At 73.1% G+C, this 24,733-nt stretch carries 24 protein-coding genes; 14 read left to right on the top strand and 10 right to left on the bottom strand.

Annotated elements, in window-relative coordinates:
- The first annotated feature begins 5 nt into the window (after window positions 1–5).
- Both ACZ4VF_RS22010 and ACZ4VF_RS22005 read left to right on the top strand, forming a co-directional pair.
- Window positions 6–887, top strand: coding sequence for a YegS/Rv2252/BmrU family lipid kinase (locus ACZ4VF_RS22010; RefSeq protein WP_467927909.1), 882 nt, complete (start codon window positions 6–8; stop codon window positions 885–887).
- A 55-nt stretch (window positions 888–942) separates the two neighbouring features.
- A complete protein-coding gene (locus ACZ4VF_RS22005; RefSeq protein ID WP_467927907.1) occupies window positions 943–1,335 on the top strand; it encodes an NUDIX hydrolase in 393 nt (130 codons plus the stop codon).
- Between the two features lie 23 nt (window positions 1,336–1,358).
- Here ACZ4VF_RS22005 and ACZ4VF_RS22000 read toward each other — a convergent pair whose 3' ends face one another.
- On the bottom strand, window positions 1,359–1,895 hold the full coding sequence (locus tag ACZ4VF_RS22000; protein WP_467927906.1) for a GNAT family N-acetyltransferase: 537 nt from the start codon (window positions 1,893–1,895) through the stop codon (window positions 1,359–1,361).
- Between the two features lie 296 nt (window positions 1,896–2,191).
- Entirely contained in the window at window positions 2,192–2,650 is a 459-nt protein-coding gene (locus ACZ4VF_RS21995) for a thioesterase family protein (RefSeq protein WP_467927905.1), read from the bottom strand.
- Window positions 2,651–2,950: 300 nt separating this feature from the next.
- Here ACZ4VF_RS21995 and ACZ4VF_RS21990 point away from each other — a divergent pair, with 300 nt between their 5' ends.
- Window positions 2,951–5,461 (top strand): ATP-dependent Clp protease ATP-binding subunit, encoded by a 2,511-nt coding sequence (locus ACZ4VF_RS21990; RefSeq protein WP_467927904.1) that lies wholly within the window; start codon window positions 2,951–2,953, stop codon window positions 5,459–5,461.
- Window positions 5,462–5,545: 84 nt separating this feature from the next.
- Here ACZ4VF_RS21990 and ACZ4VF_RS21985 read toward each other — a convergent pair whose 3' ends face one another.
- Window positions 5,546–6,004 (bottom strand): GreA/GreB family elongation factor, encoded by a 459-nt coding sequence (locus tag ACZ4VF_RS21985; RefSeq protein ID WP_467927902.1) that lies wholly within the window; start codon window positions 6,002–6,004, stop codon window positions 5,546–5,548.
- Window positions 6,005–6,156: 152 nt separating this feature from the next.
- On the opposite strand from ACZ4VF_RS21985, the gene ACZ4VF_RS21980 reads away from it, so the two are divergent.
- Window positions 6,157–6,264, top strand: a complete 108-nt coding sequence (locus ACZ4VF_RS21980; protein ID WP_467927901.1) for a hypothetical protein — start codon at window positions 6,157–6,159, stop codon at window positions 6,262–6,264.
- Window positions 6,265–6,324: 60 nt separating this feature from the next.
- Here the strand turns inward: ACZ4VF_RS21980 and ACZ4VF_RS21975 are convergent, their stop codons facing one another.
- A complete protein-coding gene (locus ACZ4VF_RS21975) occupies window positions 6,325–6,717 on the bottom strand; it encodes an STAS domain-containing protein (protein WP_467927899.1) in 393 nt (130 codons plus the stop codon).
- Window positions 6,718–6,933: 216 nt separating this feature from the next.
- Here ACZ4VF_RS21975 and ACZ4VF_RS21970 point away from each other — a divergent pair, with 216 nt between their 5' ends.
- The 3 genes from ACZ4VF_RS21970 (at window position 6,934) to ACZ4VF_RS21960 (ending at window position 11,277) form a co-directional block, all read left to right on the top strand.
- The gene (locus ACZ4VF_RS21970; protein WP_467927898.1) at window positions 6,934–8,235 is read left to right on the top strand and encodes a hypothetical protein; all 1,302 of its coding nucleotides are present in this window, start codon (window positions 6,934–6,936) and stop codon (window positions 8,233–8,235) included.
- Between the two features lie 192 nt (window positions 8,236–8,427).
- Complete coding sequence (locus ACZ4VF_RS21965) at window positions 8,428–9,396, top strand: urea transporter (protein ID WP_467927897.1); 969 nt, start codon at window positions 8,428–8,430, stop codon at window positions 9,394–9,396.
- 165 nt (window positions 9,397–9,561) lie between these two features.
- Window positions 9,562–11,277 carry an LCP family protein gene (locus ACZ4VF_RS21960; protein ID WP_467927895.1) on the top strand — a complete coding sequence of 572 codons (1,716 nt, stop codon included), beginning with the start codon at window positions 9,562–9,564 and terminating at the stop codon, window positions 11,275–11,277.
- Window positions 11,278–11,293: 16 nt separating this feature from the next.
- On the opposite strand, the gene ACZ4VF_RS21955 is transcribed toward ACZ4VF_RS21960, so the two are convergent.
- Complete coding sequence (locus ACZ4VF_RS21955; protein ID WP_467927894.1) at window positions 11,294–12,073, bottom strand: DUF1206 domain-containing protein; 780 nt, start codon at window positions 12,071–12,073, stop codon at window positions 11,294–11,296.
- Window positions 12,074–12,482: 409 nt separating this feature from the next.
- Here ACZ4VF_RS21955 and ACZ4VF_RS21950 point away from each other — a divergent pair, with 409 nt between their 5' ends.
- The gene (locus tag ACZ4VF_RS21950; protein ID WP_467927893.1) at window positions 12,483–13,145 is read left to right on the top strand and encodes a ScbR family autoregulator-binding transcription factor; all 663 of its coding nucleotides are present in this window, start codon (window positions 12,483–12,485) and stop codon (window positions 13,143–13,145) included.
- Between the two features lie 107 nt (window positions 13,146–13,252).
- On the opposite strand, the gene ACZ4VF_RS21945 is transcribed toward ACZ4VF_RS21950, so the two are convergent.
- Window positions 13,253–13,705: an SgcJ/EcaC family oxidoreductase gene (locus ACZ4VF_RS21945; protein WP_467927892.1), complete on the bottom strand. Its 453-nt coding sequence runs from the start codon at window positions 13,703–13,705 to the stop codon at window positions 13,253–13,255.
- A gap of 90 nt (window positions 13,706–13,795) precedes the next feature.
- On the opposite strand from ACZ4VF_RS21945, the gene ACZ4VF_RS21940 reads away from it, so the two are divergent.
- Window positions 13,796–14,284, top strand: a complete 489-nt coding sequence (locus tag ACZ4VF_RS21940) for a MarR family winged helix-turn-helix transcriptional regulator (protein WP_467927890.1) — start codon at window positions 13,796–13,798, stop codon at window positions 14,282–14,284.
- Window positions 14,285–14,708: 424 nt separating this feature from the next.
- Window positions 14,709–16,892 (top strand): MMPL family transporter, encoded by a 2,184-nt coding sequence (locus tag ACZ4VF_RS21935; RefSeq protein WP_467927889.1) that lies wholly within the window; start codon window positions 14,709–14,711, stop codon window positions 16,890–16,892.
- A 110-nt stretch (window positions 16,893–17,002) separates the two neighbouring features.
- Here the strand turns inward: ACZ4VF_RS21935 and ACZ4VF_RS21930 are convergent, their stop codons facing one another.
- A complete protein-coding gene (locus tag ACZ4VF_RS21930) occupies window positions 17,003–17,401 on the bottom strand; it encodes an ACT domain-containing protein (protein ID WP_467927888.1) in 399 nt (132 codons plus the stop codon).
- A 207-nt stretch (window positions 17,402–17,608) separates the two neighbouring features.
- Here ACZ4VF_RS21930 and ACZ4VF_RS21925 point away from each other — a divergent pair, with 207 nt between their 5' ends.
- The 4 genes from ACZ4VF_RS21925 (at window position 17,609) to ACZ4VF_RS21910 (ending at window position 21,516) form a co-directional block, all read left to right on the top strand.
- The gene (locus ACZ4VF_RS21925; RefSeq protein ID WP_467927886.1) at window positions 17,609–18,325 is read left to right on the top strand and encodes an FAD binding domain-containing protein; all 717 of its coding nucleotides are present in this window, start codon (window positions 17,609–17,611) and stop codon (window positions 18,323–18,325) included.
- 207 nt (window positions 18,326–18,532) lie between these two features.
- A complete protein-coding gene (locus ACZ4VF_RS21920) occupies window positions 18,533–19,888 on the top strand; it encodes an MFS transporter (RefSeq protein ID WP_467927884.1) in 1,356 nt (451 codons plus the stop codon).
- A 51-nt stretch (window positions 19,889–19,939) separates the two neighbouring features.
- A complete protein-coding gene (locus ACZ4VF_RS21915; protein WP_467927883.1) occupies window positions 19,940–20,455 on the top strand; it encodes an AAA family ATPase in 516 nt (171 codons plus the stop codon).
- 191 nt (window positions 20,456–20,646) lie between these two features.
- The gene (locus tag ACZ4VF_RS21910) at window positions 20,647–21,516 is read left to right on the top strand and encodes an MBL fold metallo-hydrolase (RefSeq protein WP_467927881.1); all 870 of its coding nucleotides are present in this window, start codon (window positions 20,647–20,649) and stop codon (window positions 21,514–21,516) included.
- A gap of 82 nt (window positions 21,517–21,598) precedes the next feature.
- Here ACZ4VF_RS21910 and ACZ4VF_RS21905 read toward each other — a convergent pair whose 3' ends face one another.
- Genes ACZ4VF_RS21905 through ACZ4VF_RS21895 form a run of 3 tightly spaced genes read right to left on the bottom strand, consistent with a single transcriptional unit; the run spans window position 21,599 to window position 24,698 of the window.
- Window positions 21,599–22,414, bottom strand: a complete 816-nt coding sequence (locus tag ACZ4VF_RS21905; RefSeq protein ID WP_467927880.1) for a carbohydrate ABC transporter permease — start codon at window positions 22,412–22,414, stop codon at window positions 21,599–21,601.
- A gap of 12 nt (window positions 22,415–22,426) precedes the next feature.
- A complete protein-coding gene (locus ACZ4VF_RS21900) occupies window positions 22,427–23,410 on the bottom strand; it encodes a carbohydrate ABC transporter permease (RefSeq protein ID WP_467927878.1) in 984 nt (327 codons plus the stop codon).
- A gap of 37 nt (window positions 23,411–23,447) precedes the next feature.
- A complete protein-coding gene (locus tag ACZ4VF_RS21895; protein ID WP_467927877.1) occupies window positions 23,448–24,698 on the bottom strand; it encodes a sugar ABC transporter substrate-binding protein in 1,251 nt (416 codons plus the stop codon).
- Between the last annotated feature and the right edge of the window lie 35 nt (window positions 24,699–24,733).

Raw genomic sequence — 24,733 nt, 5'->3', positions numbered from 1 at the left:
ATTCGATGCGCCAGTTCACCGCCGTCGTCAACCCCACCGCGGGCGGCTCGACCGGGGCGGCGACCCTGCTCCAGCTGGCCCGGCTGCTCCGCGCGGCCGGCGCCGAGCTGGAGACCGAGTACAGCCGGAGCCTCGCCCACGCCCAGGACATCGCCCGCACCGCCGGAGAACGCGGCCGGATCGTGCTGGCCGTGGGCGGCGACGGCATCGCCGGCGGCATCGGCGGCGCGCTCAGCGGCACCGGAACGGTGCTGGGCCTCGTACCCGCCGGCCGGGGCAACGACTTCGCCCGCGCGCTGCACCTGCCCGCCGAACCGGACGCGCTCGCGGAGATCCTGCTGCACGCCGAGCCGCGGCCCGTCGACACCATCGAGGTGGAGTCGGCCGTCCACCCCCGCACGGTGGTCCTGGGCAGCGTGTACGCCGGCGTCGACGCGGAGGCCAACCGGCACGCCAACAACGCCCGGCTGCTGCGCGGCGCCGCGTCCTACTACGCGGGCGGCCTGCGCGCCGTCACCACCTGGCGGCCGGCCGGCTACCGCGTCACCGTCGACGGCGAGGAGCTCCACCACCGCGGCTACACCGTCGTCGTGGCCAACTCCCCCTACTACGGCTCCGGCCGGCTCATCGCGCCCGGCGCCCGCGTCGACGACGGCCTGCTGGACGTCGTGCTGATCCGCGAGGCCCCGCGCCGCCTGTTCTTCACCCTGATGAACGAGTTGAAGACGGGCGCCCACGTCCGGCGCCCCGAAGTACGGGTCCTCCAGGGCCGGGAACTGCGCGTCGAGGCCGACCGGCCCGTCCCCTACGGCGCCGACGGCGAGGTGGAGGCCGCCCTCCCGGTGACGCTGCGCGTACGGCCCGGGGACCTGCCGATGCTGTACTGACAGGTGCGTCACCGGCCCGCCCTGGGTAGGTACGAAGTGCCGGGGAGGGAGACGAATGACGCTTGAGCGGGCCGAGGGCGTGGTGCGGGCGGTCGTGGTGTACGACGGGCGGGTACTGCTGGTGCCGGACGGAGACGGCTGGGCCCTGCCCTCCGGTACCCCGGAGCCGGCCGAGACCGCCCAGGCCACCGCGGCACGGATCGTCTACGAGACCACCGGCTACCTGGTCGACGGCACCGAGCCGCTGAACCCGCAGGGGACGGCGGGCGGAACACCGGGCGGATCGGTGGGCGAGACGGCCGTGGTGTGCCAACTCCTGACCGAGTCACCGTCGTCCGGGGGCCGGTTCACAGCGGAACAACTGCGCTGGACACCGATCGAGGAGACCGCGGGGACGCCGTTGCCGGGCCCGGTGCGGACGTACCTCCAGGGGCACACGCCTGTCTGAACCTCCCTGCGCCGGCCCTGCGCTCACCCGGGTTCGCCCCCGGACCGCTCCGCGCGGAGCATGGAGAAGATCACCTGGTCGTGCCACCGGCCCTCGCGCCACTGGGCCGAGCGCAGGACGCCCTCCCTGACGAAACCCGCCTTCTCCAACGCGCGCTGCTCGGCGAGGTTGGCGCGGTCCGTCCAGGCCTGGAGCCGTTCGGCCCTGGTGTGGTCGAAGAGGTAGTCGGCCAGCAGCCGTTGGGCCCGGGTGCCTATGCCGCGGCCGCGCGCGGCCGGCACCAGGCCGATCGCCAGGGTCCAGCAGGTGGAGGTGGCGGGCCGCCCCCAGGTGCCGGGGAACCACTCGACCCGCCCCACCGTCCCGCCCGCCTCCGCCACGGACAGCACGCCGCCGTCGGGGGTGAGCAGTCCGCTCTCCGCGAACCGCCGACGCAGGCCGGCCGGGGAAACGAAGCCGAACCACTGGTACGGGCCGGTCCCCTCCGGCCCGCTGAACTCCCGCTCGAACAGGTCGAGATCCTCGACGGTCACCGGACGCAGCGTGATCTCATCGGACATGGCGGCACTCCTGATCCTCTCGGCCACGGCAGCCGCCTCCTGCGGCCGGCGTGGGCAACGGCGCCCGACTCTCCCACACGTCGAGCCGCGCACGAGAGCCCCGCCGGACGGACCGGCGCTCCGTCGTACCGGACGGCGCTCGAACAGGACCGCACCGGACGGCGGACGGCCCGACGGCACCGCGTCGGGCGTGGGTCCACGGGTGGCACTGGGTCGGGCGCGGGTTCTTCGGGAGTAAAGGGTGTGCGGGTCGCCCGGAAGGCACCGTGTCGGACGGCGGCCGGGACGGCACCGCGTCAGGCGCCGGGCCCCTCGGAAGCCACCGCGTCGGACGACGGTGGCTCGGACGGTACCGGGTCAGGCGCGCGTCCCTCGTCCGGTACCCCCTCGCTCGCCCCCGCGTCCGGACACCGCGCGAGGAACCGCTGTCGGTCGACCACCACGCGTTCGATCTCGCCCCTCGCGACCACCCGGCCCGAGCCGTCGACGGCGCGTACCGCGAAGGTGAGGCGCCGGTCCCCGGAAGCCGAAGCGGGCTCGGCGGTCACCTCGACCTCGCCGCCCACTCCCGTGGCCCGCAGATGCTCGACGCGGACCGCCGTGCCCACGGTCGTCCGACCCGCTTCCAGGAGGGGGACCGCGGCCCGTACGGTGGCCGCCTCCATCCAGGCGATCAGCCGGGGTGTCGCGAGGACGGGAACGTCACCGCTGCCCATCCGGATCGCGGTGTCGGCGTCGGTGACCTCATGGCGCATCTCCTCACGCTGGCGCTCGCGGACCGGCCTCGCCCGGACGAGGTACGGCCGCACACCGCCCCGTCGTCCCCAGGTGGCCGCGTTCACCCCCCTTCCCCGACCGCGACCGTCCCCGACCGCCGTCGGCGGTCTCCGCTTGCGGTGCCGTCCGCACCGGGTTTCAGTGGGTACTGACCCCCGGCTGCCCCCGGCCCACCCCAGCCGCCCCCCCAGCCGGCCCGGAGCCGACCCTGACCCGCCCGGCCTCCCTCCGGCAGACACCTTCCCCGGATCGCTCCCCCTCGCGCGCCTGGAGCCGCCATGTCGATGTCGTTCGGTGCACCGTTCGGTTCGTCGGACCCGTTCAGCGAGCTGCTGAACCGCTTCTTCGGTATGTCACCGGCGTCCTCGCCCCCCGCGGTGCAGCGCGTCCCCATCGGACGGCTGCTCACCGAGTCCTCGCAGGAACTGCTGAACCTGGCCGCGCGGCGGGCCGCCGACGACGGCACCTCCGACCTCGACACCGAGCACCTCCTCTGGGCGGCCACCCAGGTCGCCCCGTCCCGCCGGCTGCTCTCCCAGGTCGGCGTGGACCCCGACACGGTCGCCGCCGAGCTGGCCAGGGTCCTTCCACGCGAGTCCGGCGAGCCCTCCGCACAGCCGGGCCTCACCCCCGCGGCCAAGCGCACCCTCCAGGCCGCCTACGCCCAGTCGCAGGCGGCCGGCGTGTCCTACATCGGCCCCGAACACATCCTGAGCGCCCTGCTCGGCGACAGCGACACGGGCGCCGCCCGGATGCTGCGGGCCGAGGGCCTGGACACCAAGCGCCTTCCCGGACTGGGCGAGGAGGGGGCGCGTCCGGAGGGAGCACAGGCCGAGCGGAAGCAGCCCGCCACCACCCTGGACGAGTACGGCCGGGATCTGACGGAGGAGGCGAAGGCCGGCAGGCTCGACCCGGTCGTCGGGCGGGCCGAGGAGATCGAGCAGACCATCGAGATCCTGTCCCGTCGCTCGAAGAACAACCCGGTGCTGATCGGCGAACCCGGGGTCGGCAAGACCGCCATCGTGGAGGGGCTGGCCCAGCGGATCGTGGCGGAGGAGGTCCCCGAGGCCCTGAGGGGCAAGCGGGTCGTCTCGCTGGACCTGTCCGGCATGGTGGCGGGCGCGCAGTACCGCGGACAGTTCGAGGAGCGGCTGAAGAAGGTCATCGAGGACGTGCAGGCGGCCGGCGGCGACATCATCCTCTTCATCGACGAACTGCACACGGTCGTCGGCGCCGGCGCCACCGGCGAGGGATCCATGGACGCGGGCAACATGCTCAAGCCCGCCCTCGCGCGCGGTGAACTCCACGTCGTGGGCGCCACGACCATGGACGAGTACCGCAAGTACGTCGAGAAGGACGCCGCACTGGAGCGCCGGTTCCAGCCGGTGCTGGTCCCCGAACCCACGGTCGAGGAGACGGTGCAGATCCTGGAGGGGCTGCGCGACTCCTACGAGGCCCACCACCAGGTCCGCTTCGACGACGCGGCGTTGGTGGCCGCCGCCGAACTGTCCGACCGGTACATCAGCGACCGCTTCCTGCCGGACAAGGCGATCGACGTGATGGACCAGGCCGGCGCCCGGGTGCGGCTGCGCAGCGCCGGGCGCTCCACCGAGATCGTCAGCCGTGAGGACCGTATCGCCAAGCTGCGCAGGGAACTCGAACAGGCCGTCTCCGCCGAGGACTTCGAGAAGGCCTCGGAACTCAAGCGGGAGATCGCCGAAGCGGAGGGCGAACTCGCCGGCATCGAGGAGCGCCGCGAGGGTGTCGTCTCCGTCACGGCCGCCGACATCGCCGACGTCGTCTCCCGCCGCACCGGCATCCCGGTCTCCCAGCTCACCGCCGACGAGAAGGAGAGGCTGCTCGGGCTCGAGGAGGAGATGCACGCGCGGATCGTCGGCCAGGAGGAGGCGGTCACCGCGGTCTCCCAGGCCGTACGCCGCAACCGGGCCGGCATGGGAGACCCCAACCGGCCCGTGGGGTCCTTCCTCTTCCTCGGCCCGACGGGCGTCGGCAAGACCGAACTGGCCAAGACCCTCGCCGCCCTGCTGTTCGGCGAGGACGACCGCATGATCCGGTTCGACATGAGCGAGTTCCAGGAGAAGCACACCGTCGCCCGGCTGGTCGGCGCGCCTCCCGGATACGTGGGGTACGAGGAGGCCGGCCAGCTCACCGAGAAGGTCCGCCGCCGGCCCTACAGCGTGGTGCTCTTCGACGAGGTGGAGAAGGCCCACCCCGATGTCTTCAACACCCTCCTGCAGATCCTGGACGACGGACGGCTGACCGACGCCCAGGGCCGCACCGTGGACTTCCGGCACTGCGTCGTCATCATGACGTCCAACATCGGCGCGCACCGCATCCTGGACCACAAGGGGGACGTGTCCGAGCTGAGGGACGCGTTGATGGACGATCTGCGCAGCCGGTTCCTGCCGGAGTTCCTCAACCGGATCGACGACATCATCATCTTCCACGGCCTGACCGAGGGCGACCTGGGGCGGATCGTGGACCACCTGCTGGACGAGAGCCGGCGCAAGCTGCGCGCCCAGGGCCTGGGCCTGGAAGTCTCGGAAGCGGCCAAGAAGCTGCTCATCGCCCACGGCCACCAGCCGGAGTTCGGTGCCCGGCCGCTGCGGCGGACGATCCAGGCGGAACTCGACAACCGCATCGCCACCATCCTGCTCAGCGGCGAGGGCGAGCCCGGTGACACCATCGTGGCCGACGTACGGAACGACTCGCTGCACTGCTCGGTACGGCGGGCCGCGTCCACCGCGCCCGCGGACGCCGGATCCTGACGTACCGTACGCACCCGTCGGGGCTCCCCCCTTCCGGGGGCAAGTTCCCGCTCGCTTTGGGACGTCTCCACGGCCGCTCGCCGGTCACTCCCCGATCGACTCGACCACGGCCGACGCAGGCCCGTCCGGGGTCTCGTAGTGAACGGTGTCCCCGGGCCCACGCCCGAGCAGGGCACGGCCCAGCGGGCTGTCGGCGGTGACCAGCGTCTGGTCCAGTGCCTCGGCGACCTCCCCGATCTGCAGGACCTCCGTCGCCCCGTCGGAGAAGCGGACGGTGACGGTGCTGCCCACGCCGACCACGTCGGTGGGCGCGGGTCCGGCCGTCTCCGCCTGGCTGAGCCGTTCGGTGATGTCTTCGATACGACGGTCCAGGCGTCCGAGCTGATCGGCGCGCCGCAACTCGTCGGCCTGGTCGGCCTGGTCGCCCACCGAGAGGTCCCGGAGCGTGCCGGCGACCAGTCGGCGCTCGGCCTGCAGGTCGGCCAGTTCCTGTTCCAGCGCACGGCGGGCCTGTGCGCTGATCGGCTCGGGAACACCGGTCATGGTGTCTGCTCCTCTGGGGGCGGAAGAACGCGCGGAAAGTCCGGCATTCCGCATCATAGCCAGGCGAATCCTCGACACCGCCTCCGGTGGAGTGCCCAGGGGTGCGGGGATATCTTGCTTATGTCCTCTATGTCCCGCCGACGGAGCACACCGTGCTCCGCTCCCTGTCCCAGGAGGTGCCCATGTCCTCGAAGCGACGCCGGAAGAAGAAGGGGCGGCGCAAGCACGCGGCCAACCACGGGCGGCGCCCGCAGTCCTGACCCGCCTCACCGCGTCCGCGGCCCCTGGCCCAAGTCCTCGTCGGTCACGGGGTCTTTTCGTCAGCCGTCCAGGGCGTCGCGGACGCTGGGGTAGCAGGGGAGGAGGGGGGTGAGGCCGACGATCTCCAGGGTGCGCAGGACGGACCTGCGGACCGCGGCCAGCCGCAGCCAGCCCGCCGGAGCATGGGCCTGGTGCGCGGCGATGAGCACGTTGATGCCGCTGGAGTCCATGAACGGCACCCCGCTGAGATCCGCCACCGTGCGCGCCCCGTCGGGATCCGCCGGGGCGAGGGCCCGGCGCAGGGCACCGGAGGTGTGGTGGTCGACCTCTCCGACGACCGTGACGACGGTGACACCGTCGACGGCGGACCGGGTGACCGACAGCCCGTCGGGTTCGTCGTGTTCGTCCTGCTCGCTGCTGCCTGCGGTGTCCGCCACGCGTTCCTCGTCCACGCTCGCCCGATCTTTGCCCAGAGCTTTTCTCTCCGAGGAGGCTGCCCCGGATCGCGCGGAGGATTCCCCGCAACCTCTGACGCCTCTCGTGTGTCCAGTACATGACGGTGCCGTACCTGGCGGTCATGACCAGCCCGCCCGCCGTCCGGCATGCCGACGCATGCCGTTGTGCACACCCCTGCGCATACCCCTGTGCATACGAAGAGGAGATCCACCGTGCGCGCACCCCTCCGTTCCACGGCGGCCGCCGTGGCCGCCGCGGCCATCGGCATCGGCGTCCCCGTCCTCGCCGTCCCCGTGGCGTACGCCGAGGAACAGACGCCCGACCTGGTGGTCTCCGCCCTCCCGGCCGCCTCCCCCAAGCCGGGCGAGATCTACGACAACGCCGTCACCGTCACCAACAAGGGCACCGCGCCCGCCGACGGCCTCACCTTCCGGATCCGGCTGACCCGTGGGCTGGACTTCCCGGACCAGGTCGCGGGCTGCACCTACTCGACCCTCGCCGACCACGTCCGGCAGGCGCTGTGCGAGCTGGACACGGTCGTTGGGCCCGGCGCCTCGATCACCACTCCCGTACGGTTCAAGGCCCTGCCCCACGCCCTGATGGAGGCGGTCGAGTACGGCACGGGCCGTACCGGCGAGGCGCCGGGGGAGGGCTTCGACGACAGCTACCGGCGGCTGACCCTGACCGCGGACAGCACGGCCGACCTCGCGGCGGAGGGGGACCTGGTGGAGGGCGCGCCCGGGAGCCGGGTGACCGTCACCGCCACGCTGCGCAACCACGGCCCCGGCTGGATCGGGACCCAGGACAGCGACGACCAGCCGGCCCTGATGGTGCGGATCCCGCAGGGAACCGTCGCCAAGGAGGTGCCCGGGGACTGCGCACCGTTCGGCGTCGACGGGCCGACCGGACCGTCCGAGCCGGGCCACACCCGGTACGTCTGCCGGCCCGCCGGTCACACCATCGACGTCGACCAGTCCCTCGACTACACCTTCGTCCTGGAGATCGGCAAGACCGCACGGAGCACCAAGGGAGCGGTGACGGTCAGTTCCGTGTACGGCATCCACCCCGCGTTCGACGAGAACCGGGCGAACGACACGGCCTACCTCGCCGTCGACGTGACGGGCGGCGGGGAGCCCGGCACGAGCACCGCCGGCGGCACCACGGCCGGTGGTGGCACGGAGGGCGGGGGCGACGACCCGCACGGGCGGTCGACGGGCGGCTCCGGAACGACAGGAACGACAGGAACGACGGGAACGGGGGGAACGGCCGGAACGGCAGGAACGGCGGGAGCGGCCGGCGCCACCGGGACGACAGGGGTGACGGGCACGTCGGGTACGACGGCCGCTTCCGGCTCGGCGTCCGCCGCGTCCACGACGTCCGGTTCCGGCACCGGCGGAACCCTCGCGAGCACCGGCGGCGACGGCGTGCCGCTCCTGGCGGCCGGCGCGGTGGGCGCGACGGTGCTGGGCGGACTGGTGCTGGTGGCCGTCCGGCGCCGCGACGCCGCCAAGTGACCCTCCGGCTCCCGGTACGCCCACCGGAAACCCCTGCCGGGAGCCACCGGTAAGTCCGGGCCCCTCGACAACTCGTACCGCCTGACGGAATATGTATGCCGCACAGCGGAAAACGACAGAGGGGGCGCATCGGTGAGGGGGCGGGGCGTGCGGCGGTCGGACGGTGCCCGGTGGTGGCGTCGAAGACGGGGGGTGGCCTGCGCGCGGGCCCTGCTGCGCGGCCCGGCACAGGTGATGTTCCTGGCGGACGCGCGGACCGGCGCCCTCTTCTGCCTCGCCCTGTGCGCGGCCGACTGGCGCTACGGCGCCTACGCGCTGGGCGGCGCCGCCCTCGGCACCGGCACCGCCCGGCTGCTGCACGTCGCCCCGGACCGCGTGGCGTCGGGTCTGGAGGGCTTCAACTCCTGCCTCCTCGCCCTCTGTTTCGCGGTGTTCCTCGACCCGGACCGGCCGGCGACGGCGGTGCTCGCCGCCGCCGGCTGCACGGTGGCCGCGGTCGTCACGGCGGCCGTGATCCGCCTGCTGCGCGTGTGGCACCTGCCCCCGCTGACCCTGCCGTACTGCCTGCTGGCCGGCGCGGTCACGGTCGCCGCGCCCGCCTTCCGGCGGATCTGGCCGCACGGCGGCAGCCTCGCCGCGCTGCCCGGCGCCGCCTCCGGCCCGGGCGATCCCCGCCCGGGCGAGCTGTGGCGGGCGTTCTTCCGCAACGTGTCCCAGGTGTTCTTCCTCGACGAGTGGTACGTGGGTGCGCTGCTGCTCGCCGGGCTCTTCCTGGCCGGCCGGACGGCCGGGCTGGTGGCCTGCGCCGGCAGCGCGACGGGCGTCCTCACCGCCTGGGCGCTCGGCGCGCCGGCGGCCCGGATCGCCGACGGCACGATGGGCTGCAACGCGGTGCTCGTCGCCCTCGCCCTGTGCGGTGTGTTCCTGGCGGCCGCCCCGGCCACGCTGCTGTACGCCCTGCTGGGCGCGGCGACGGCGACCGCCGTGACACCGGCCGTCGCCCATCTGCTGGCCCCCGCCGGCGGCCACGCGTTGACCTGGCCGTTCGTGCTGACGACACTCGGCTTCCTGGCCGCCGCCCGCTCCTTCCCCCGCCTCGCCACCCCGGCCCCGCCCGAGCCGCCCCCGTCCCGCCCGGGTACGCCGGCCCCGGCGGCGTAGCCCCGGTGGGCGCCCCGCGGACCGCGCCGGGCGCCCAGGAAGGGCACGTAGACTCCGCCACCTGTGGATCCCGTGGGCATCCGCGCTGCTCGGACACGGTGTTTGCTAGATTGCGCAACCCCGCGACCGACCCGGCGCGGGCGCGACCGTTCAGGGGAGTGGAAGATGAGCGACCCGTGGGACGGGCCGGCCGGCCAGGCCACGCGCGGCCCCGGCGTACGGGTTCCCCGGCAGCGGGGGACCGAGGCGGGCGGTGCGCCTCCGCCGGGCGGCCGGGCCCCGAACCGGGCGGCACTCAAGCGCGGGCGCGGCGGAAGGCGGGGAGGCCAGGGCCGCCCTGCCGGGCGCGGCAGGCGCCTGCTGAAGCTCGCCGGGATTTGCCTGTCCGTCCTCATCGTGGTCACCGCCGGTGCCGGCTGGTGGTTCTACCAGCACCTCGACGGCAACATCCGCAGCGTCTCGCTGGACGGCAAGGGCGGCACGGAGAAGGCCGACGCCTTCGGCCGCACCCCCATCAACATCCTCGTCATGGGTTCCGACGGCCGGACCAGCAGGACGGACTGCAAACTCGGCGGCGGCTGCTCGGGCGGCGGAGTGCAGACCGGCAGCAACGCGGACGTGCAGATGGTGCTGCACATATCCGCCGACCGCTCCAACGCCACCGTGCTGAGCATCCCGCGCGACACCATGACGAAGGTCCCGGCCTGTAAGGAGAGGGCGGGCGGACGGTCCACGGCCGGGTACTACGGCCAGATCAACAGCGCCCTCCAGTACGGCCCGGCCTGTCAGGTGGCCACCGTCCACCGGCTCACCGGCATCCCCATCGACCACTTCGTCAAGCTGGACTTCTCCGGCGTGGTGAAGATGTCCGACGCGGTCGGCGGCGTCTCCGTGTGCGTCAGCGACGACGTCTACGACACCTACTCGCACCTGAAGCTGTCCAAGGGCGCCCACACCCTCAAGGGTGTCGCGGCCCTCGAGTTCGTACGCTCCCGGCACGGCTTCGGCGACGGCAGCGACCTCGGCCGTACGATCTCCCAGCACATCTTCCTCAGCGCGATGATCCGCAAGTTCAAGAGCGCGGGCACGCTCACCGACCCCACGGCGGTCTACGGCCTCGCCGACGCCGCCACCAAGGCGCTCACCGTGGACGACGGCCTGGGCAGCGTGAAGAAGCTGATCTCGCTCGCGGACGACGTGAACAAGGTCCCGACCAGGCGGATCACCTTCACCACCATGCAGACGGCACCCGACCCGGACGACGGCGACCGTGTCGTGGTGGGCGCGGGCGCGCGGTCGCTGTTCGCCACGATCGCCGACGACCAGCCCCTGACCACCGGGTCGGGCGGGAAGTCGGCGGCGGCCTCGGCGACCGCGGAGGCCAAGCCCACCGCCTCCGCCGTACCGGCCGCGGGGATCGCGGTGACCGTGGAGAACGGCACCACGGTCACCGGCCGTGCCTCGGCCGTCGCCACCGCCCTCACCGGCAAGGGCTTCGGCTCCGGCACGACCACGGCCAACGCCCCGAACCCCGCCACGGCCACCACCCTCACCTACGGCGCCGGCCGGAAACCCGAGGCGCGGACGGTGGCCAAGGCCCTCGGCCTGCCCTCTTCCCACGTCAAGCAGGGCACCGGCACCGGACTCGTCCTCGTGATCGGCAGCGACTGGCCCAGCGGAACGAGCTACCCGGGCGGCGCCTCCTCGCCCGCGCCCGCCGACACCAAGGACGCCGTCGGGGGCGCCCACGCCTCCACCGCCGACCAGGCGAAGACCTGCGCCAAGGTGAGCCCCTACAAGACGGTCACCCTCGACGGCGTTCCCATGACCCCGGCCCAGGCGTACACGGCGGCGCGGAAGAGGCCCGACTCCGACGCCTGAGCGGCAGCCGCCGGGTTCAGAGCTTGCGCCAGCGCGCGTTGCACCAGGAGAAGAGGCCGAACGCGGCGAGGCCGAGCGCGACCAGGGCGAGCATCCAGGGGCCGGCCGGGAGGTCCCGGAAGGCACGCAGGGTGTCGTCCATGCCCCGGGCCTTGCCCGGCTGGTGCTGGACGGCCGCGATGAGGGCGAACACACCGGCCGCGGCGAAGACCAGGCCACGGGCGCTGCCGCCGGTCACCCCGAGGGCCTCCACGACCGGCCGGGTCCGGGCGGACATGTCCTGCGTCCGCAGGTGCTTGCGGAAGGTCCGCCGTATCGCCCGTACCGCGACCCACACCCCCGCGATCACCACCGCGACACCCGCGAGACCGAGGATCCACTGGCCTCCGGGCCACTCCAGGACCCGGGCGGTGACGTCATCGGTGTTGCGGTCCGAGGCGCCGCTGCCGCTGCCCCGGTCCCCGGCCGCGTAGGCGAGCACCGAGTAGGAGACGAAACAGTAGAAGCCGAACCGGTACAGGGCGGCCGCCCGGCGGGAGAGCTTCGTCCCGTCGGGGCCGGCCGCGCCGAACACCGCCTCCGACAGCCGCCACACCGCCATCCCGGCGAGTGCGATGCCCACGACCCACAGCATCGCGGCCCCGAACGGCTGCCGGGCAAGCTGGCCGAGGGCGCCGCCGCGGTCCGCCTGGCTCCCGTCGTTGTCCCCGCCGAAGGCGATCCGCAGTGCGATGACCGCCACCAGTACGTAGATCAGCCCCCGGGCCGCGAAGCCCGCCCGGGCCGCCACGGCCATGGCCGTGCTGTCCGCTACCCGCCGCGCCCGGGACCGTCCCCGCAAGGCCCATGACTGTGCATCCATACACCGCCGACTGCCCCCGCACGCCGGTACGACACCTGCCCGCCGGTCACGTGAGGGGGATTTCCGTACCTCCGGACCACGACCGGGGCGGGGGACGCGGGGCCGGGGGGTCATGAGAGCAGGGCGGGGGATGCGCACAGTGCGGGCCGCGGTGTTCGCGGCCGCCTGCGTCGTCCTCGCGGGCGGGGTTCGCCGGGGCGGCCTCGGCGCCGTACGGGATCCGGTCGTCGAGCGCCGGGCGCAAGTGCCACTGTGTGCCAACTGCCCGAGCGGGCCTTCCCGTTGACGTTCCGTGCGGTATGGTACGAGCGGTTTGGTTTAATTTTCAGCTGAGGGAGGGTCCATGGCTCAGCAGGAGCGAGCTGTTCGGACCCGACGTGCTGTTCTGGAGGCCGCCGCGGCCGTCTTCGCGGAGCGCGGTTACGCGGCCGCCACCATCGCCGAGATCCTCAACCGGGCCGGTGTCACCAAAGGTGCCCTGTACTTCCACTTCGACTCCAAGGCGGCCCTCGCCCGGGGTGTGCTCGAGGAGCAGATGAGGACCGAGTACCACCTGCCGCGCGAGCTGAAGCTGCAGGAGTGGGTGGACGCCGGCATGACCCTGGCCAAGCGGCTTCCCCGGGAGCCCATCCTGCTCGCCGGTGTCCGGCTCTCGGCCGATCTCCAGGGCCAGGACGTCCTCGGCGGCGCCTGGCCGGCCTGGGCCCGGCTGACCTCGTGCGTGCTGACGGAGGCCAAGGAGCGCGGCGAGGTGCTCCCGCACGTCGTGCCCGAGGAGACCGCCCAGATCTTCCTCGGCGCCTGGATCGGCGTGCAGTTCGTCTCGCAGGCCGTGGCGGGCTGGGCCGACCTGGACGAGCGGATGTCGGGTCTGTACGACCACCTCCTCCCCGCGATCGCCGCCCCGGCCGTCCTCGTCCGTCTGGACACCGCGCCGGACCGCGGCGCCCGCGTGATCGCCGAGGTCCACGAGAAGACCGCCGCCCTCACCGGCGTCTCCGGCTGAACCGGCCGGCACTCCGGCGCCCCCGTACGGCCATCTCCCGCGCGGCGCGGCGGGCGCACCTGTCGGCGCGAAACAAACCGCTGGGGCGGTTCTGGCACGACCTCCCTTCACGCACGGGCGGCGGCCGGGACCAGTCCGGGGGCGAACCGGAAGGAGACCGCCTCCATCAGGGGCCTGCGCTTGGTGTTCTGGAACGCGGCGATGCGCCACTCGCCGTCCGCCTCCCGGACCAGCGTGTACGTCTGGACCTTCCCGAGCCGACGGGGCCGGCCGCCCTTGTACGTGTCGCCGCGCCCGGTGACGACCGCCGTGTCCGGGCCGAGGAAGCGCACGGCGACGACCTCGTCCGCGAGCAGGGTGTCCTTGAGGAACGTCGTGAACAACACGCGGTGGCTCTCGGTGATGTCCTGGCGCCCCTGGTACAGGGTGCCGACGTAGGTGGCGTAGCTGGCGTCCTCGGTGAACAGACGGCCGTAGGCGTCGGCGTCGTGCCGGTTCCACGCGGCCACCAGGGCGTTCAGGACGGCGGTGACGGCGGCGGAGTCGTGGGGCGTGGGCATGGCGGAGGTCTCCCGTCGTGGTTAGACTGGCGCAGAATCTTACTAAGAGAAGTATCTGCATACGTGCAGAGATTTGGGAAGGGGGTAACCGTGCCGGATTCCCGGAGCCACGGGGACGAGGAGCGCGTGGTCTTCCGTCAGTACCTGGACGCCGTGGGCCTCCACGGCCTGGCCGGCGCGGAAGCCGCGGGTCTGCAGTCCTCGGAGTGGTACGCGCTCAGCCTCATCACCCAGGAGGGCACCCTCACGCCGGGTGAACTCGCCACCCGCACCGGCCTGACCACGGGTGCCACCACCCGCCTGATCGACCGCCTGGAGCGCGCCGGATACGTGCGCCGGACCCCCGATCCCACGGACCGCCGCCGCGTGCGCGTCGAACCCGTCCCCGACGCGCTCGCCCGCGTGGAGGAGGTCGTCGGCCCGGCCCGCCGCCGTCTCGCCGAGGTCCTGGCGCACTACACGCCCGACCAACGCGCGCTGATCTTCGACTACTTCACCCGCGCGGCCCCCGCGTTCCGCGCCGCGACCGAGGAGATCCGGGCGGCGGCCCCCCGCAGGCGGACCAGGGGAGCGGGCTGACCCGGACGCGCCCCCGGTGGTCGCCGGCCTGGTGCCGGGAGCGTGCGCGGTGCCGCCGCGCGCGTCCCGTGCTCTTCGACGGCCGGATCCCGCCGGTCCGTTCCGCGCGTACGCAGTGTTCCGGCCGGTCCGTCCTGAGCCCGCTGGTCGCTTCCCGGCCATCTCCCTTGCGGCTGCCGGGCGTTGGCGGGCCGTTCACCGTCCGGACCCGGACTCGCGGCCTCGCGGGGACGTTCACGTCGCGTCCGCGGTTCGGGGCCCGCGGTCGGCGCGTCCGGTGAGCGGACGTGTGTTCGTGGTCACTAGGATGTGAGGCCAAGACAACCATGTGACCGGCCTGTTGGAAGCGGGCCGGTCAGGGTCGCCGATGCCAGGGACCGCTCCCCGGGCTGCGGTGATCTTCCTTCTCAGGAGGACCCTCCGCATGTTCCGACGAATAGGAACCGCCGTCGTCCGTCATCCCGTGTGGACGATCGTGGCGTGGCTGATCGCAGCGGTGGCGATAGTCGCCACCGCTCCGAGCCTGCCCTCCAACAGTGACGAGAGCAGTTTCCTGCCCAAGAGTTACGAGTCCATCAAAGCGGCGGATCTGCAGCAGAAGGCGTTCCCCAGCGCCTTCACCCCGTCCGCGATCGCGCTCTACCAGCGCACCGACGGCGGCAAGCTCACCGCCGCCGACCAGAAGGATGTCGCCCGGATCACCACCGAACTGGGCGGGAAGCACATCGACCAGGTGCAGAAGGTCGTCCCCGGCCAGCCGTCCAAGGACGGCAGGTATGCCCTGACCCTGGTGCAGATGGACAGCAAGAACGCCGGCCAGCCCAAACAGGCCGACGCGGCCAAGGTGTTGCGTGAAGAGGCCAAGAAACTGGCCAAGGGCACCCACCTCGACGTCAAGCTCGGCGGCTCCGCCGCCCAGGCGCTCGACCAACAGGACTCGTCCAAGCGCGGCGAGGCGTTGATCGGCATCGGCACCTTCGTCATCATCCTGGTGACCCTGCTGATCATCTTCCGGGCCCCCATCCTCGCCGTACTGCCCCTGCTGCTGATCGGCCTGGTCTCCGCCGTCGCCAACGGGCTCATCGCGTACGCCACCAAGCTGTTCGACCTGGAGGCCAACAGCTCGATCTCGTCCATCCTCATCGTCGTGCTCTTCGGCGTGGGCACGGACTACTTCCTGTTCCTGATATTCCGTTACCGCGAGAGCCTGCGCGCCGGTGACGAACCGAAGCAGGCCATGATCAACGCGGTCGGCCGGGTCGGCGAGGCCATCGCCTCGGCGGCGGGCGCGGTCATCATCGCGTTCCTCGCCCTGGTCCTGTCCACGCTGGGCTTCCTGAAGCAGATGGGCCCGGCGCTCGCCATCGCGGTCGGCGCCACCCTGGTCGCCGGCCTCACGCTGATCCCCGCCGTGGTCTCCCTCATCGGGCCCAAGGTGTTCTGGCCCTCCAAGTCCTGGCAGAAGGAGCCGCAGAACGCCCGCTTCGCCGCCCTCGGCCGGGGCGTCCAGCGCCGCCCGGCGCTGACCGCCCTCGTGTCCGGTCTCGTCCTGCTCGCCCTGTCGCTGGGCACCTTCGGCTACAAGGCCACCTTCGACCTGGCGTCCGGCTCCATGCCCAAGACCAAGGAGTCGATGGTCGTCCAGGACGAGATGCAGAAGGCGTACTCGGCGGGCGCCGCGGCACCGACCGACGTCTACCTCTCCAGCACCGACGGCAAGCCGCTGGACAAGGCCGCCTTCGACGCGTACGCGCAGAAGCTCGGCGCCGTGGACGGCGTCGCCAACGCCCGGATGACCCAGCTGAACAAGGAGGGCACCACCGCCGACTTCACCGTCACCCTCAAGTACGAGGCGTCGACGGACAAGGCGATCGACGCCGTGGGCCGCGTCCGCGACGTCGCGCACTCCTCGGCGCCCGGCGGCACGGAGGCGCTCGTCGGCGGCATGTCCTCGATCTACAAGGACATCAACGCGGCGGTCAACCACGACTACCGGACGGTCTTCCCCGTCGCCGCCATCCTCATCATGCTCATCCTGGGCCTGCTGCTGCGCAGTGTGGTCGCCCCCTGGTACCTGATGGCCTCCGTGGGCCTCGGTTTCGGCGCCACCCTCGGCGCGACCGTGTGGATCTTCCAGGAGGGGCAGGGGCACTCGGGCCTGATGTTCATGCTGCCCGTGATCATGTATCTCTTCGTGGTCGCGATCGGCACCGACTACAACATCCTCATGATCGCCCGGCTGCGGGAGGAGGCCCGCGAGGGCCGGGATCCGCGCGAGGCGGCCGGCATGGCGCTCCGGCACGCCGGGCCGACCGTGGCCGCCGCGGGCTTCATCCTCGCGGCGACCTTCGCCACGATGATGCTCGCGGGCAACTCGCTGCTGTCGGAGATGGGCTTCGCGGTCTCCTTCGGTATCGCGGTGGCCGCGTTCGTCATGGCGATGTTCTTCACCCCGAGCCTCACGGCCCTGATCGGCCACGCGGCCTGGTGGCCGGGCCACGGAGACCGGGCGGAGGTGACGCCCGCCGGGACCGGGGCGTCCGGACCGGTCCTCGGTGAGGAGGAGCGGGACGGTACCGCCCACGATCCCGCCGGGCGCCGCGGCTAGCGGCATCCGGTGTGACCGGTGAGGTCCTGCCGGGCCGTGCGGCCCGGCAGGACCTTTTTTCACGGCGGTGGCCGCCGCCTGTCCTCCGCGTCCGAGGCGGCCGGGGACGCTCAGCGAGCCGTGTCCGCCAGCCGCCGCAGGGTCTCGACCGCCCGCTCGGCCTGGTCGTGGGGCACGAAGAGGTGGTCGTGGTGGAAGCCGGCGACCACGTTGCAGCTCAGGCCCTCGTCGGCGAGGGCGCGGGCGACGGCCGCGGTCAGCCCGACCGCCTCCAGCGCGGAGTGGACGCGCAGCGTGATCCACCCGGCGACATAGTCGTACGCCATCCCCGCCGCGTCCGCTTCCGCCTGCGGCACCACGAGGGTGAGGCCCTCCTGTTCGGCGACCGTCACCACCGGGGAGACCCCGGAGGGCACGCCGCCCTCGGCCATGGTGAAGACGTAGCGGCCCGGGTTCAGTTCCGGCCGCATCCCGCCGAGCAGGGTGCGCAGATCGGTCTCGCCCGTCACGGCCCCCACCCTAAGGGCCGCGCACGCCCGCCGCCCGGCGGGGGTCGCCGGCTCCCGGCCGGGCGCGCGTGGTGTGCTCGTGTGAGCCCTGGACGCGCCCCCGGCCGCGCGACAAGACTGCGCTGTCGGTGGACGGCCGGCCGGCCTCGTCCGCCCGCCGTTCGAGCCGTTCGTGCAGGTGAGCACCAGAAAGGCAGGGGGACCGCTGTGCTGTTGCGTCTGCCCACGTCCGTGACCCAAGCCCGGGAATGCCTCGCGGAGGGAGCCGTGCCGGTCGGCGGGGCGACCCTCGTGTGGGCGGCCTGGCAGCGGGACGGATTCCCCGACCTCGCGATGTCCCTCCGCGAGCTGCCGGAGGCCAACGTCCTGGGGCGCGACACCCTGGGCGGCGCCGTGCTCCTGCACCGCGTCGACGCCCCCGTCCCCGACGTCCTGCGGCTGGCCGCCGCCGGCGTCGGCACCGGTGCCGTACGCCGGGCGGCGACCGTCGGCGGCAACATAGCCGGCAGTACGCTGCGTTGCCTGCTGCCCGCCGCCCTCGTCCTGGACGCCCGGGCGACGGTCCTGGAGCCCGAGGGCGTCCGTGAGGCCGACCTGACCGAGGTCGTCGCCAAGCGTCCGCTCCTGCTGAGCCTGCACTGGCGGCCGCCCGTCCGCTCGGCGTACCGCAAACTGCCCGGGGCGGCCGGCGGAGCGCCGCCCCTGGTCGTGGCCTCGGCCCTGCACGCCGAGTACGGGGCACCCGACCGCGTGCGGGTCGCCGTACGGGACGGCTACGACGTCCTCGGCGGCACCGCCCACCGCGAGTCCCGCCCCGGGGAGACCCTCGAAGCGCTGCGCGGTACGGCCCTGGGCGACCTGCCGGCCGCCGCGTGGGAGGTCGTGCGAACGCAGGTCGCCGGCCTGCTGGAGAACCGCGGCTGACGACCGGCGGAACGGCTGTTTGCCGTCTCCGCAAAGAAGTTGGCCGATCGGCGTCGCCCTGCCCGAGCCTGACCCGGTACCACCCGCGTACCGGAGAGGCGGACGACGACCGTGACGACGACTTCCCCTGCTCACCCCCCGGCTGCCCGTCCACCGGCGCTGAGCAGACGCAGACGCTGGACGGTGCTCGCCGTCTGCTGTCTGAGCATGTTCCTGGTGGGCCTGGACACCACCATCGTCAACGTCGGCCTGCCGGCCATCGGGCACGGCCTGGACGTGGGGACACGCGGCCTGGAGTGGACCGTGGACGCCTACACCGTCGTCCTGGCCGGGCTGCTGATCTCCTCCGGCGCGCTGGCGGACCGCTTCGGGCGCCGGAGGGTGTTCCAGTGGGGACTGACCGCCTTCGGCCTGGCCTCGCTGGCCTGCGCGCTGGCCCCGTCCGTGGGCGCGCTGGTCGCGGCCCGCGCGGTACAGGGAGCCGGCGCCTCGATGCTCAGTCCCGTGGCCCTCGCCATCGTGGTGAACGCCATGCCCGACCCGCGCGAGCGGGCGCAGGCGATCGGCGTCTGGGCCTCGGTGTTCGGGCTCAGCATGGCGGCCGGACCGGTCACCGGCGGTGCCCTCGTCGCGGCCCTGGGCTGGCGGTCGCTGTTCTGGATCAACGCGCCGGTCATCGTGGCCGCCCTCGTGCTCAGCGCGGTGTTCGTGCCCGAGTCCCGGGCCGGGCGGGCGCGGCGGCCCGACGTTCCGGGGCAGCTCCTGCTGACCGTGACGATCGGCGCCTGGGTCGGCATCCTCATCGAGGGGCCCCGCACCGGCTGGACCTCGCCGGTGGTGGCGGTCGCCTGCGTGCTCGCCACCGCGGCCACGGCGGGGTTCGTGTGGCTGGAGTGCCACCGGGACGAACCGCTGATCGACCCCCGGCTGTTCCGCGGGCCCGTCTTCAGCGGTGCGGTCCTCGGTGCCGTGGCCGTGTTCGTCGCCCTCAACGCGGCACTGCTGCTCAACACCCTCTACCTGCAGCACGCCCGCGGATTCACCCCGCTGGCCGCCGGGACCACGACCCTGCCCATGGCGCTCGGGGCGACCGTCTGCGCGCCCTGGTCGGGCCGTCTGGTCGGCCGCGGCGGCCCGCGGCTGCCGCTGTGCCTGGCGGGCGGCTTCCTCACCGCGGGCGGGCTCTGCCTGGCAGGCCTGGAGCAGGACACGAGCGTCCTCCTCCTGCTGTTCGCCTACCTGGTCATCGGCATCGGGTTCGGTTTCGCCAACGCGCCGCTCACCCACACCGCCGTCAGTGGACTGCCGCCCGCCCGGGCCGGTGTGGCGGGCGCGATCACGTCGACCGCACGCCAGATCGGCGCCGCCCTCGGCATCGCCCTCGCCGGCGGCCTGGTCGCGGACACCGGCCCGGCGGGGCTCGCCCACGCCTCCCGCCCGGGCTGGCTGCTGGTCGCCGCCTGCGGACTCGTCGTCCTCCTCGTCGCCCGCGCCGCACGGCCGAAGCCGGCCGCGCGGAACGGGCCGGCCGGTCAGGCGCCCGCCCTGACGCGGACACGCTGAGCATCCGCGGGCGGTCGCGGGGCCGTCCGGCGGCGTGCCATCGTGGCCGACATGACCGGAGAGACGCCTATGGCTGGTGCGGTGGGCCGGGAGGGTACGGCGGGTTCGGCGGCCGGCCCGGACGTGGCGGTGCTGGTCGGGCTCCAGGCCGCCGGGAAGTCCACCTTCTACGCGCACGTCCTGGCCGACCGCTACGAGCTGGTGAGCAAGGACCTGTTCCCGCGCGGCGCCCGGAACAAGCAGGTACGGCAGATGCGGCTGCTGGCGGAACACCTGTCGGCCGGCCGGGCCGTCGCCGTGGACAACACCAACCCCTCGCCGCAGGAGTGGGACCCGCTGGTGCAGGCGGCCCACGCCCACGGCGCGACCGCGACGGCCTACTGGTTCCCGCCCGACGTCGAGGGCTCCCTCCGGCGCAACGCCGTGCGCCGGGGCCGCGACCGGGTCCCCGACGTCGGCGTCCTGGCCACGCTGAAGCGGCTGCGCCGACCGTCCGCGGCGGACGGCTTCGACGCGGTGCACGAGGTGCGGTTCGACGGGCGGGGCGGCTTCGAGGTACGGCCGTGAGCCGCGGCACCGGGACAGCAGCCGGAGTTGCCGGGATTGCGCTGTTTTCTCCGTAGTCTCGCCAGCGGTCCCGAGAGCGCCACGGAGCCGGAAACACAAGGTCGGCGGGGCCTACCGGTTCCACGGCCGACGGGATACCCCTGGAAGGGCGGTCTCCGCCGAGGCCGCTTCCCCGTGGAAGGAGTCCCGCCGTGGACGGGTGGTACGTGGACGACCGCTGCACCAACTGCGATGTGGCCCGGCAGTTCGCGCCCGGGCTGATCGACGAGAGCGACGGGAAGTCGCGGGTCCTGCGCCCGCCGGCCGACGAGGCGGAGAACCGGCGCTTACACGCCGCGGTCTTCGCCTGCCCCACCCGCTCGATCCGCCCCGTGACCGGCCGGGCGGACGAGTCGCTGGACCCGTTCCCGCTCGCCCTGGACGACGGCGTCCTCGTCTGCGGGCACAACTCGCCCCGCACCGCGGGCGCCAACTCCTACCTGCTCCCGCGGCCCTCCGGCACCAGCATGATGATCGACACCCCCCGCTGGAGCCGTACGCTGGCCGACCGCTACACGACCCGCGGCCCCGTCACCGACGTGCTGCTCACCCACCGCGACCACGCGGCACACGGCCGCCGCTACGCCGACCACTTCGGCGCCCGGCTGTGGATCCACGAGGGCGACCTGGACGCCGCTCCGGACGCCGACCGGGTGATCCGCGGACTGGACCCCCTGGAGATCGCCGAAGGCGTCACCGTCCACCCCCTCCCCGGCCACACCCGGGGCAGCGTCCTCTACCTCGCCGACGACCGCTACTGCTTCACCGGCGACAGCTTCTACTGGTCCCGTACGACCGGTGACCTGGAGGTCGCCGAGAGCGTGACCTGGTACTCCATCGAGGAGCTGGCAGCATCCCTGGCCAGGACGGCGGAGCGGCTGCGCTTCGAGTGGGTCCTGCCGGGCCACGGAGACCGGCGCCGTCTGCCGGCCGCCGAGATGGCCCGCCGCCTGCACGGGCTGACGCAGCGCACGCGCCTGCTGCGTCCTCGTCCGATCGACTTCACGGCCGTCCGCTGGTGACGGCCGCCCCGCCCGGGCATCGGCGTCGAGCCGCGCCGGGGGCACGCGATGGCGAGCGGATCGGCGCGAAGGCCGGCCGGCCTCACCTGACGGCTCCGTCGGTCACCCCGGCGGCGACATGGCGCTGCGCGAGGACCAGCAGGGCGGACGCGGGGAGGGACGCCAGGACCGCAGTGGCCATGATCGCGTTCCACTGGTTCGTGTGGGCGCCGATGTACTCGTAGACGCCGACCGTGACCGGCCGGACCCTGTCCGTGGTGTTCAGGGTGAGGGCGAAGAGGAAGTCGCTCCAGGAGAAGAGGAAGGTGAAGAGGCCCGCTGTGATCAGCGCGTCGCGGCTCACCGGGAGCACCACGGACCACAGGACGCGCAGCCTCCCGGCGCCGTCCACCCGGGCGGCCTCGACGATCTCCCGGGGAACACCCCGCAGGAACGCGTGCAGGAGGAGGATCGAGAAGGGCACCCCGGCGGTCGAGTCGGCGAGGACCAGTCCGAGCCAGGAGTTCAGCAGTCCCAGGTCGGTGTAGGCGCTGTACAGCGCGTTGGCCACGACGACGCCCGGCACCATCTGGGTGACCAGGACGCCGAACAGCACGAGCCGGGCGCCCCGGAAACTGAACCGGGCCAGCGCGTAGGCCGCAGGCGTGGCGAGGGCGAGGCTCAGCACCACACTGCCGAGGGCCACGACGAGACTGGTGACGAGATTGCGTCCCTGGTCGTGCAGGGCGGTGGCGTAGCCCGAGAGGTCCGGCCGGCGGGGGAACCAGTCCGCCCGCGGCAGGCCGCCCGCCGGTTGCAGGGACGCGTTCACCATGCAGTACACCGGGAACAGCATCACCGCGAGCAGGACGATCCCCACCAGGGTCGACAGCAGGCCGCGTGCGGGCGAGCGTCTCACGGGGCCGCCCGCTCAGGAGTCCGCCGCGCGCCGGCCGGCACGCAGGTGGACGAGGGCGAGGACGAACGAGACGAGGACGAGGGCGTTGCCCAGGGCGGCGCCTCGGCCGAAGTCGAACTGCTGGAAGGAGAGCGCGTAGGACCGGGTGGCCAGGGTCTGTGTCGCGTCGGCCGGTCCGCCGCCCGTCACCACCAGGATGATGTCGAGCGACTTGACCGTGTAGACCACGCCCAGCACCAGCACCACACCGGCCACCGGCCGCAGCAGCGGCCAGGTGACATGACGGAACGACGCCACCGGGCCGGCACCGTCCAGCTTCGCCGCCTCGTACAGGTGGACCGGGACGGCCTGGAGACCGCCGTACAGGATCGCGGTGTTGAAGGGGATGCCCACCCAGACGTTGACCAGGATCACCGACACGAGCGCCTCCGACGTGCCGGTCAGCCACGGGACGCCCGAGGACACCAGGTGGAGGCCGCGCAGCGCGCGGTCGACCACGCCGGTGTCCGTGTCGAGCATCCACCTCCAGGTCGTCCCGGAGACGACCAGCGGCACCAGCCAGGGCAGCAGCAGGAGCGACCGCAGGACGCCGTTCAGCGGGAACCTGCGCTGGAAGAACAGGGCGAGGGCGAGCCCGATCACGAACTGTCCGACGAGCGAACCGACTGTGAACACCACCGTGGTGAGCACGGCCTCCCGGAACTGGTCCGAGGGCAGGGCCGTCGCGTAGTTCCGCAGTCCCGCGAAGGGCGCCTGACCGGTGTAGAAGGTCGTCACCGAGTACCGCCGGAAGCTCATCACGACGTTCTCGGCCAGCGGGCAGCCGACGAACAGCACCAGGTACGCCAGGGCTGGCAGGAGGAACAGCCACCGGGTGACGCCCTCCCGCAGCCGTGGGGTCCACCGGGTGACGCCCTCCCGCAGCCGTGGGGTCCACCGGGTGACGCCCTCCCGCAGCCGTGGGGCCGGGCGGAGTCGCCGGGCCGTCGGCTCCACGGCTCCGGCCCGCCTCGTCGCCCGGACCGCGGGCCGGTCAGGAGCGGGTCGCGATCCGCTGCGCATGCCCGAGTGCTTCCCGCGGAGTCTGCTCACCCGTCAGCGCGGCCTGTACGGCGGTGTAGATCCCGGTCGCCGCCCGGGGCCACCGGGTGCCGAGCCGGCCGGTGCGGGCCCTCGCCCGCTCCACGCTCTTCACGAAGGCGGCCATCGACGGGGCCTCCCGGGCGTACCGGGAGGCGACCGCGGTACGGGAGGGCACGGTGTGGTACTGCTCGGCCAGGGCGAGCATGGTGCGGGAGTCGTTGAGGCAGGCCAGCACCCGGGCGGCCTTCTTCCGCCGGGCCTCGGACGGGTTCCGCGGGACCGTCCACACCTCGCCGCCCAGCGGGGTGACCAGGGTCTGCCCGAGACGGCGGACGGGCAGCGGGGCCACGCCCCAGTGCAGTTTCGCGGCCCTGTCCAGCTCGGAGATCCGCCAGGGGCCGTTGACCATCATGGCCGTCCTGCCGGCGACGAACTGGTCGTGGACGTCGGCCTGCGTCCAGTTCAGCACCGACCGCGACATGGATCCGCTCTTGACCAGGTCGGCCCAGAGCCGGAGGGCCTGGGCGGCCTGCGGGGTGTCCAGCCGGGTCTCGTCCCCGCCGTTGGACCACAGGAAGGGCAGGAACTGCCAGGTGCCCTCGAAGGTGGCGTTGGCGTCCACCGCCATCCCGTAGCGTCCCGGCCGGGTCAGCTCGGCGGCGGCCTTCTCCAGCTCGGCCCAGGTCCTGGGTACGGTGACACCGGCCTCGGCCAGCATGTCCTTGTTGTAGAAGAGGGCGACCGTGCTGACCGTGGGCGCCAGTCCGTACACCTTGCCCCGGTAGGTGCCCGCCGACCGGATGCCCTCGGCGTAGCCGCCGGAGTCGACGCCGTACTCGTCCAGCGGGGTCAACGCCCCGGTCTGCGCGATCTGCTGGAGGTCGGGGTTGTCGAGCATCAGCAGGTCGGGCAGGGTCCGTGAGGACGCCTGCCGCAGCACCTGCGGGACGAGCGAGGCCCCCGGCGCGCTCCGGTGTTCGACGGTGACGCCGGCGCGCCTGCCGCAGGCGGTCAGCCGTGCGCCCCATTGCGCGTGTTCCGTGGTGTCGGTGTAGTAGTCGAGGGCGCTGATCGAGGTCACCCTGCCGTCGGCGGACACCGCGCCGGTCCCTCCTCCGCAGCCGGCGGCCGTCAGGAGCAGGGCGACGGATCCGGCCAGAGCGGTGAACCGCCGCCAGGACGGTATGACCGCTGAGCGCATGGTGGTGCCTTCCCGAGGGGTGTCTGGTGCCGGCG

Source organism: Streptomyces sp. NPDC029151 (assembly GCF_055564315.1).
This window is presented reverse-complemented; position numbering and strand designations above follow the sequence as displayed.

Bases quoted from the DNA above. Each gene is read 5' to 3' on its own strand.
- ACZ4VF_RS22010 (WP_467927909.1), top strand. From the start codon at position 6: ATGCGCCAGTTCACCGCCGTCGTCAACCCCACCGCGGGCGGCTCGACC.
- ACZ4VF_RS22005 (WP_467927907.1), top strand. From the start codon at position 943: ATGACGCTTGAGCGGGCCGAGGGCGTGGTGCGGGCGGTCGTGGTGTAC.
- ACZ4VF_RS22000 (WP_467927906.1), bottom strand. From the start codon at position 1,895: ATGTCCGATGAGATCACGCTGCGTCCGGTGACCGTCGAGGATCTCGAC.
- ACZ4VF_RS21995 (WP_467927905.1), bottom strand. From the start codon at position 2,650: ATGCGCCATGAGGTCACCGACGCCGACACCGCGATCCGGATGGGCAGC.
- ACZ4VF_RS21990 (WP_467927904.1), top strand. From the start codon at position 2,951: ATGTCGATGTCGTTCGGTGCACCGTTCGGTTCGTCGGACCCGTTCAGC.
- ACZ4VF_RS21985 (WP_467927902.1), bottom strand. From the start codon at position 6,004: ATGACCGGTGTTCCCGAGCCGATCAGCGCACAGGCCCGCCGTGCGCTG.
- ACZ4VF_RS21960 (WP_467927895.1), top strand. From the start codon at position 9,562: ATGAGCGACCCGTGGGACGGGCCGGCCGGCCAGGCCACGCGCGGCCCC.
- ACZ4VF_RS21955 (WP_467927894.1), bottom strand. From the start codon at position 12,073: ATGGCCGTGGCGGCCCGGGCGGGCTTCGCGGCCCGGGGGCTGATCTAC.
- ACZ4VF_RS21950 (WP_467927893.1), top strand. From the start codon at position 12,483: ATGGCTCAGCAGGAGCGAGCTGTTCGGACCCGACGTGCTGTTCTGGAG.
- ACZ4VF_RS21945 (WP_467927892.1), bottom strand. From the start codon at position 13,705: ATGCCCACGCCCCACGACTCCGCCGCCGTCACCGCCGTCCTGAACGCC.
- ACZ4VF_RS21935 (WP_467927889.1), top strand. From the start codon at position 14,709: ATGTTCCGACGAATAGGAACCGCCGTCGTCCGTCATCCCGTGTGGACG.
- ACZ4VF_RS21920 (WP_467927884.1), top strand. From the start codon at position 18,533: ATGTTCCTGGTGGGCCTGGACACCACCATCGTCAACGTCGGCCTGCCG.
- ACZ4VF_RS21915 (WP_467927883.1), top strand. From the start codon at position 19,940: ATGACCGGAGAGACGCCTATGGCTGGTGCGGTGGGCCGGGAGGGTACG.
- ACZ4VF_RS21895 (WP_467927877.1), bottom strand. From the start codon at position 24,698: ATGCGCTCAGCGGTCATACCGTCCTGGCGGCGGTTCACCGCTCTGGCC.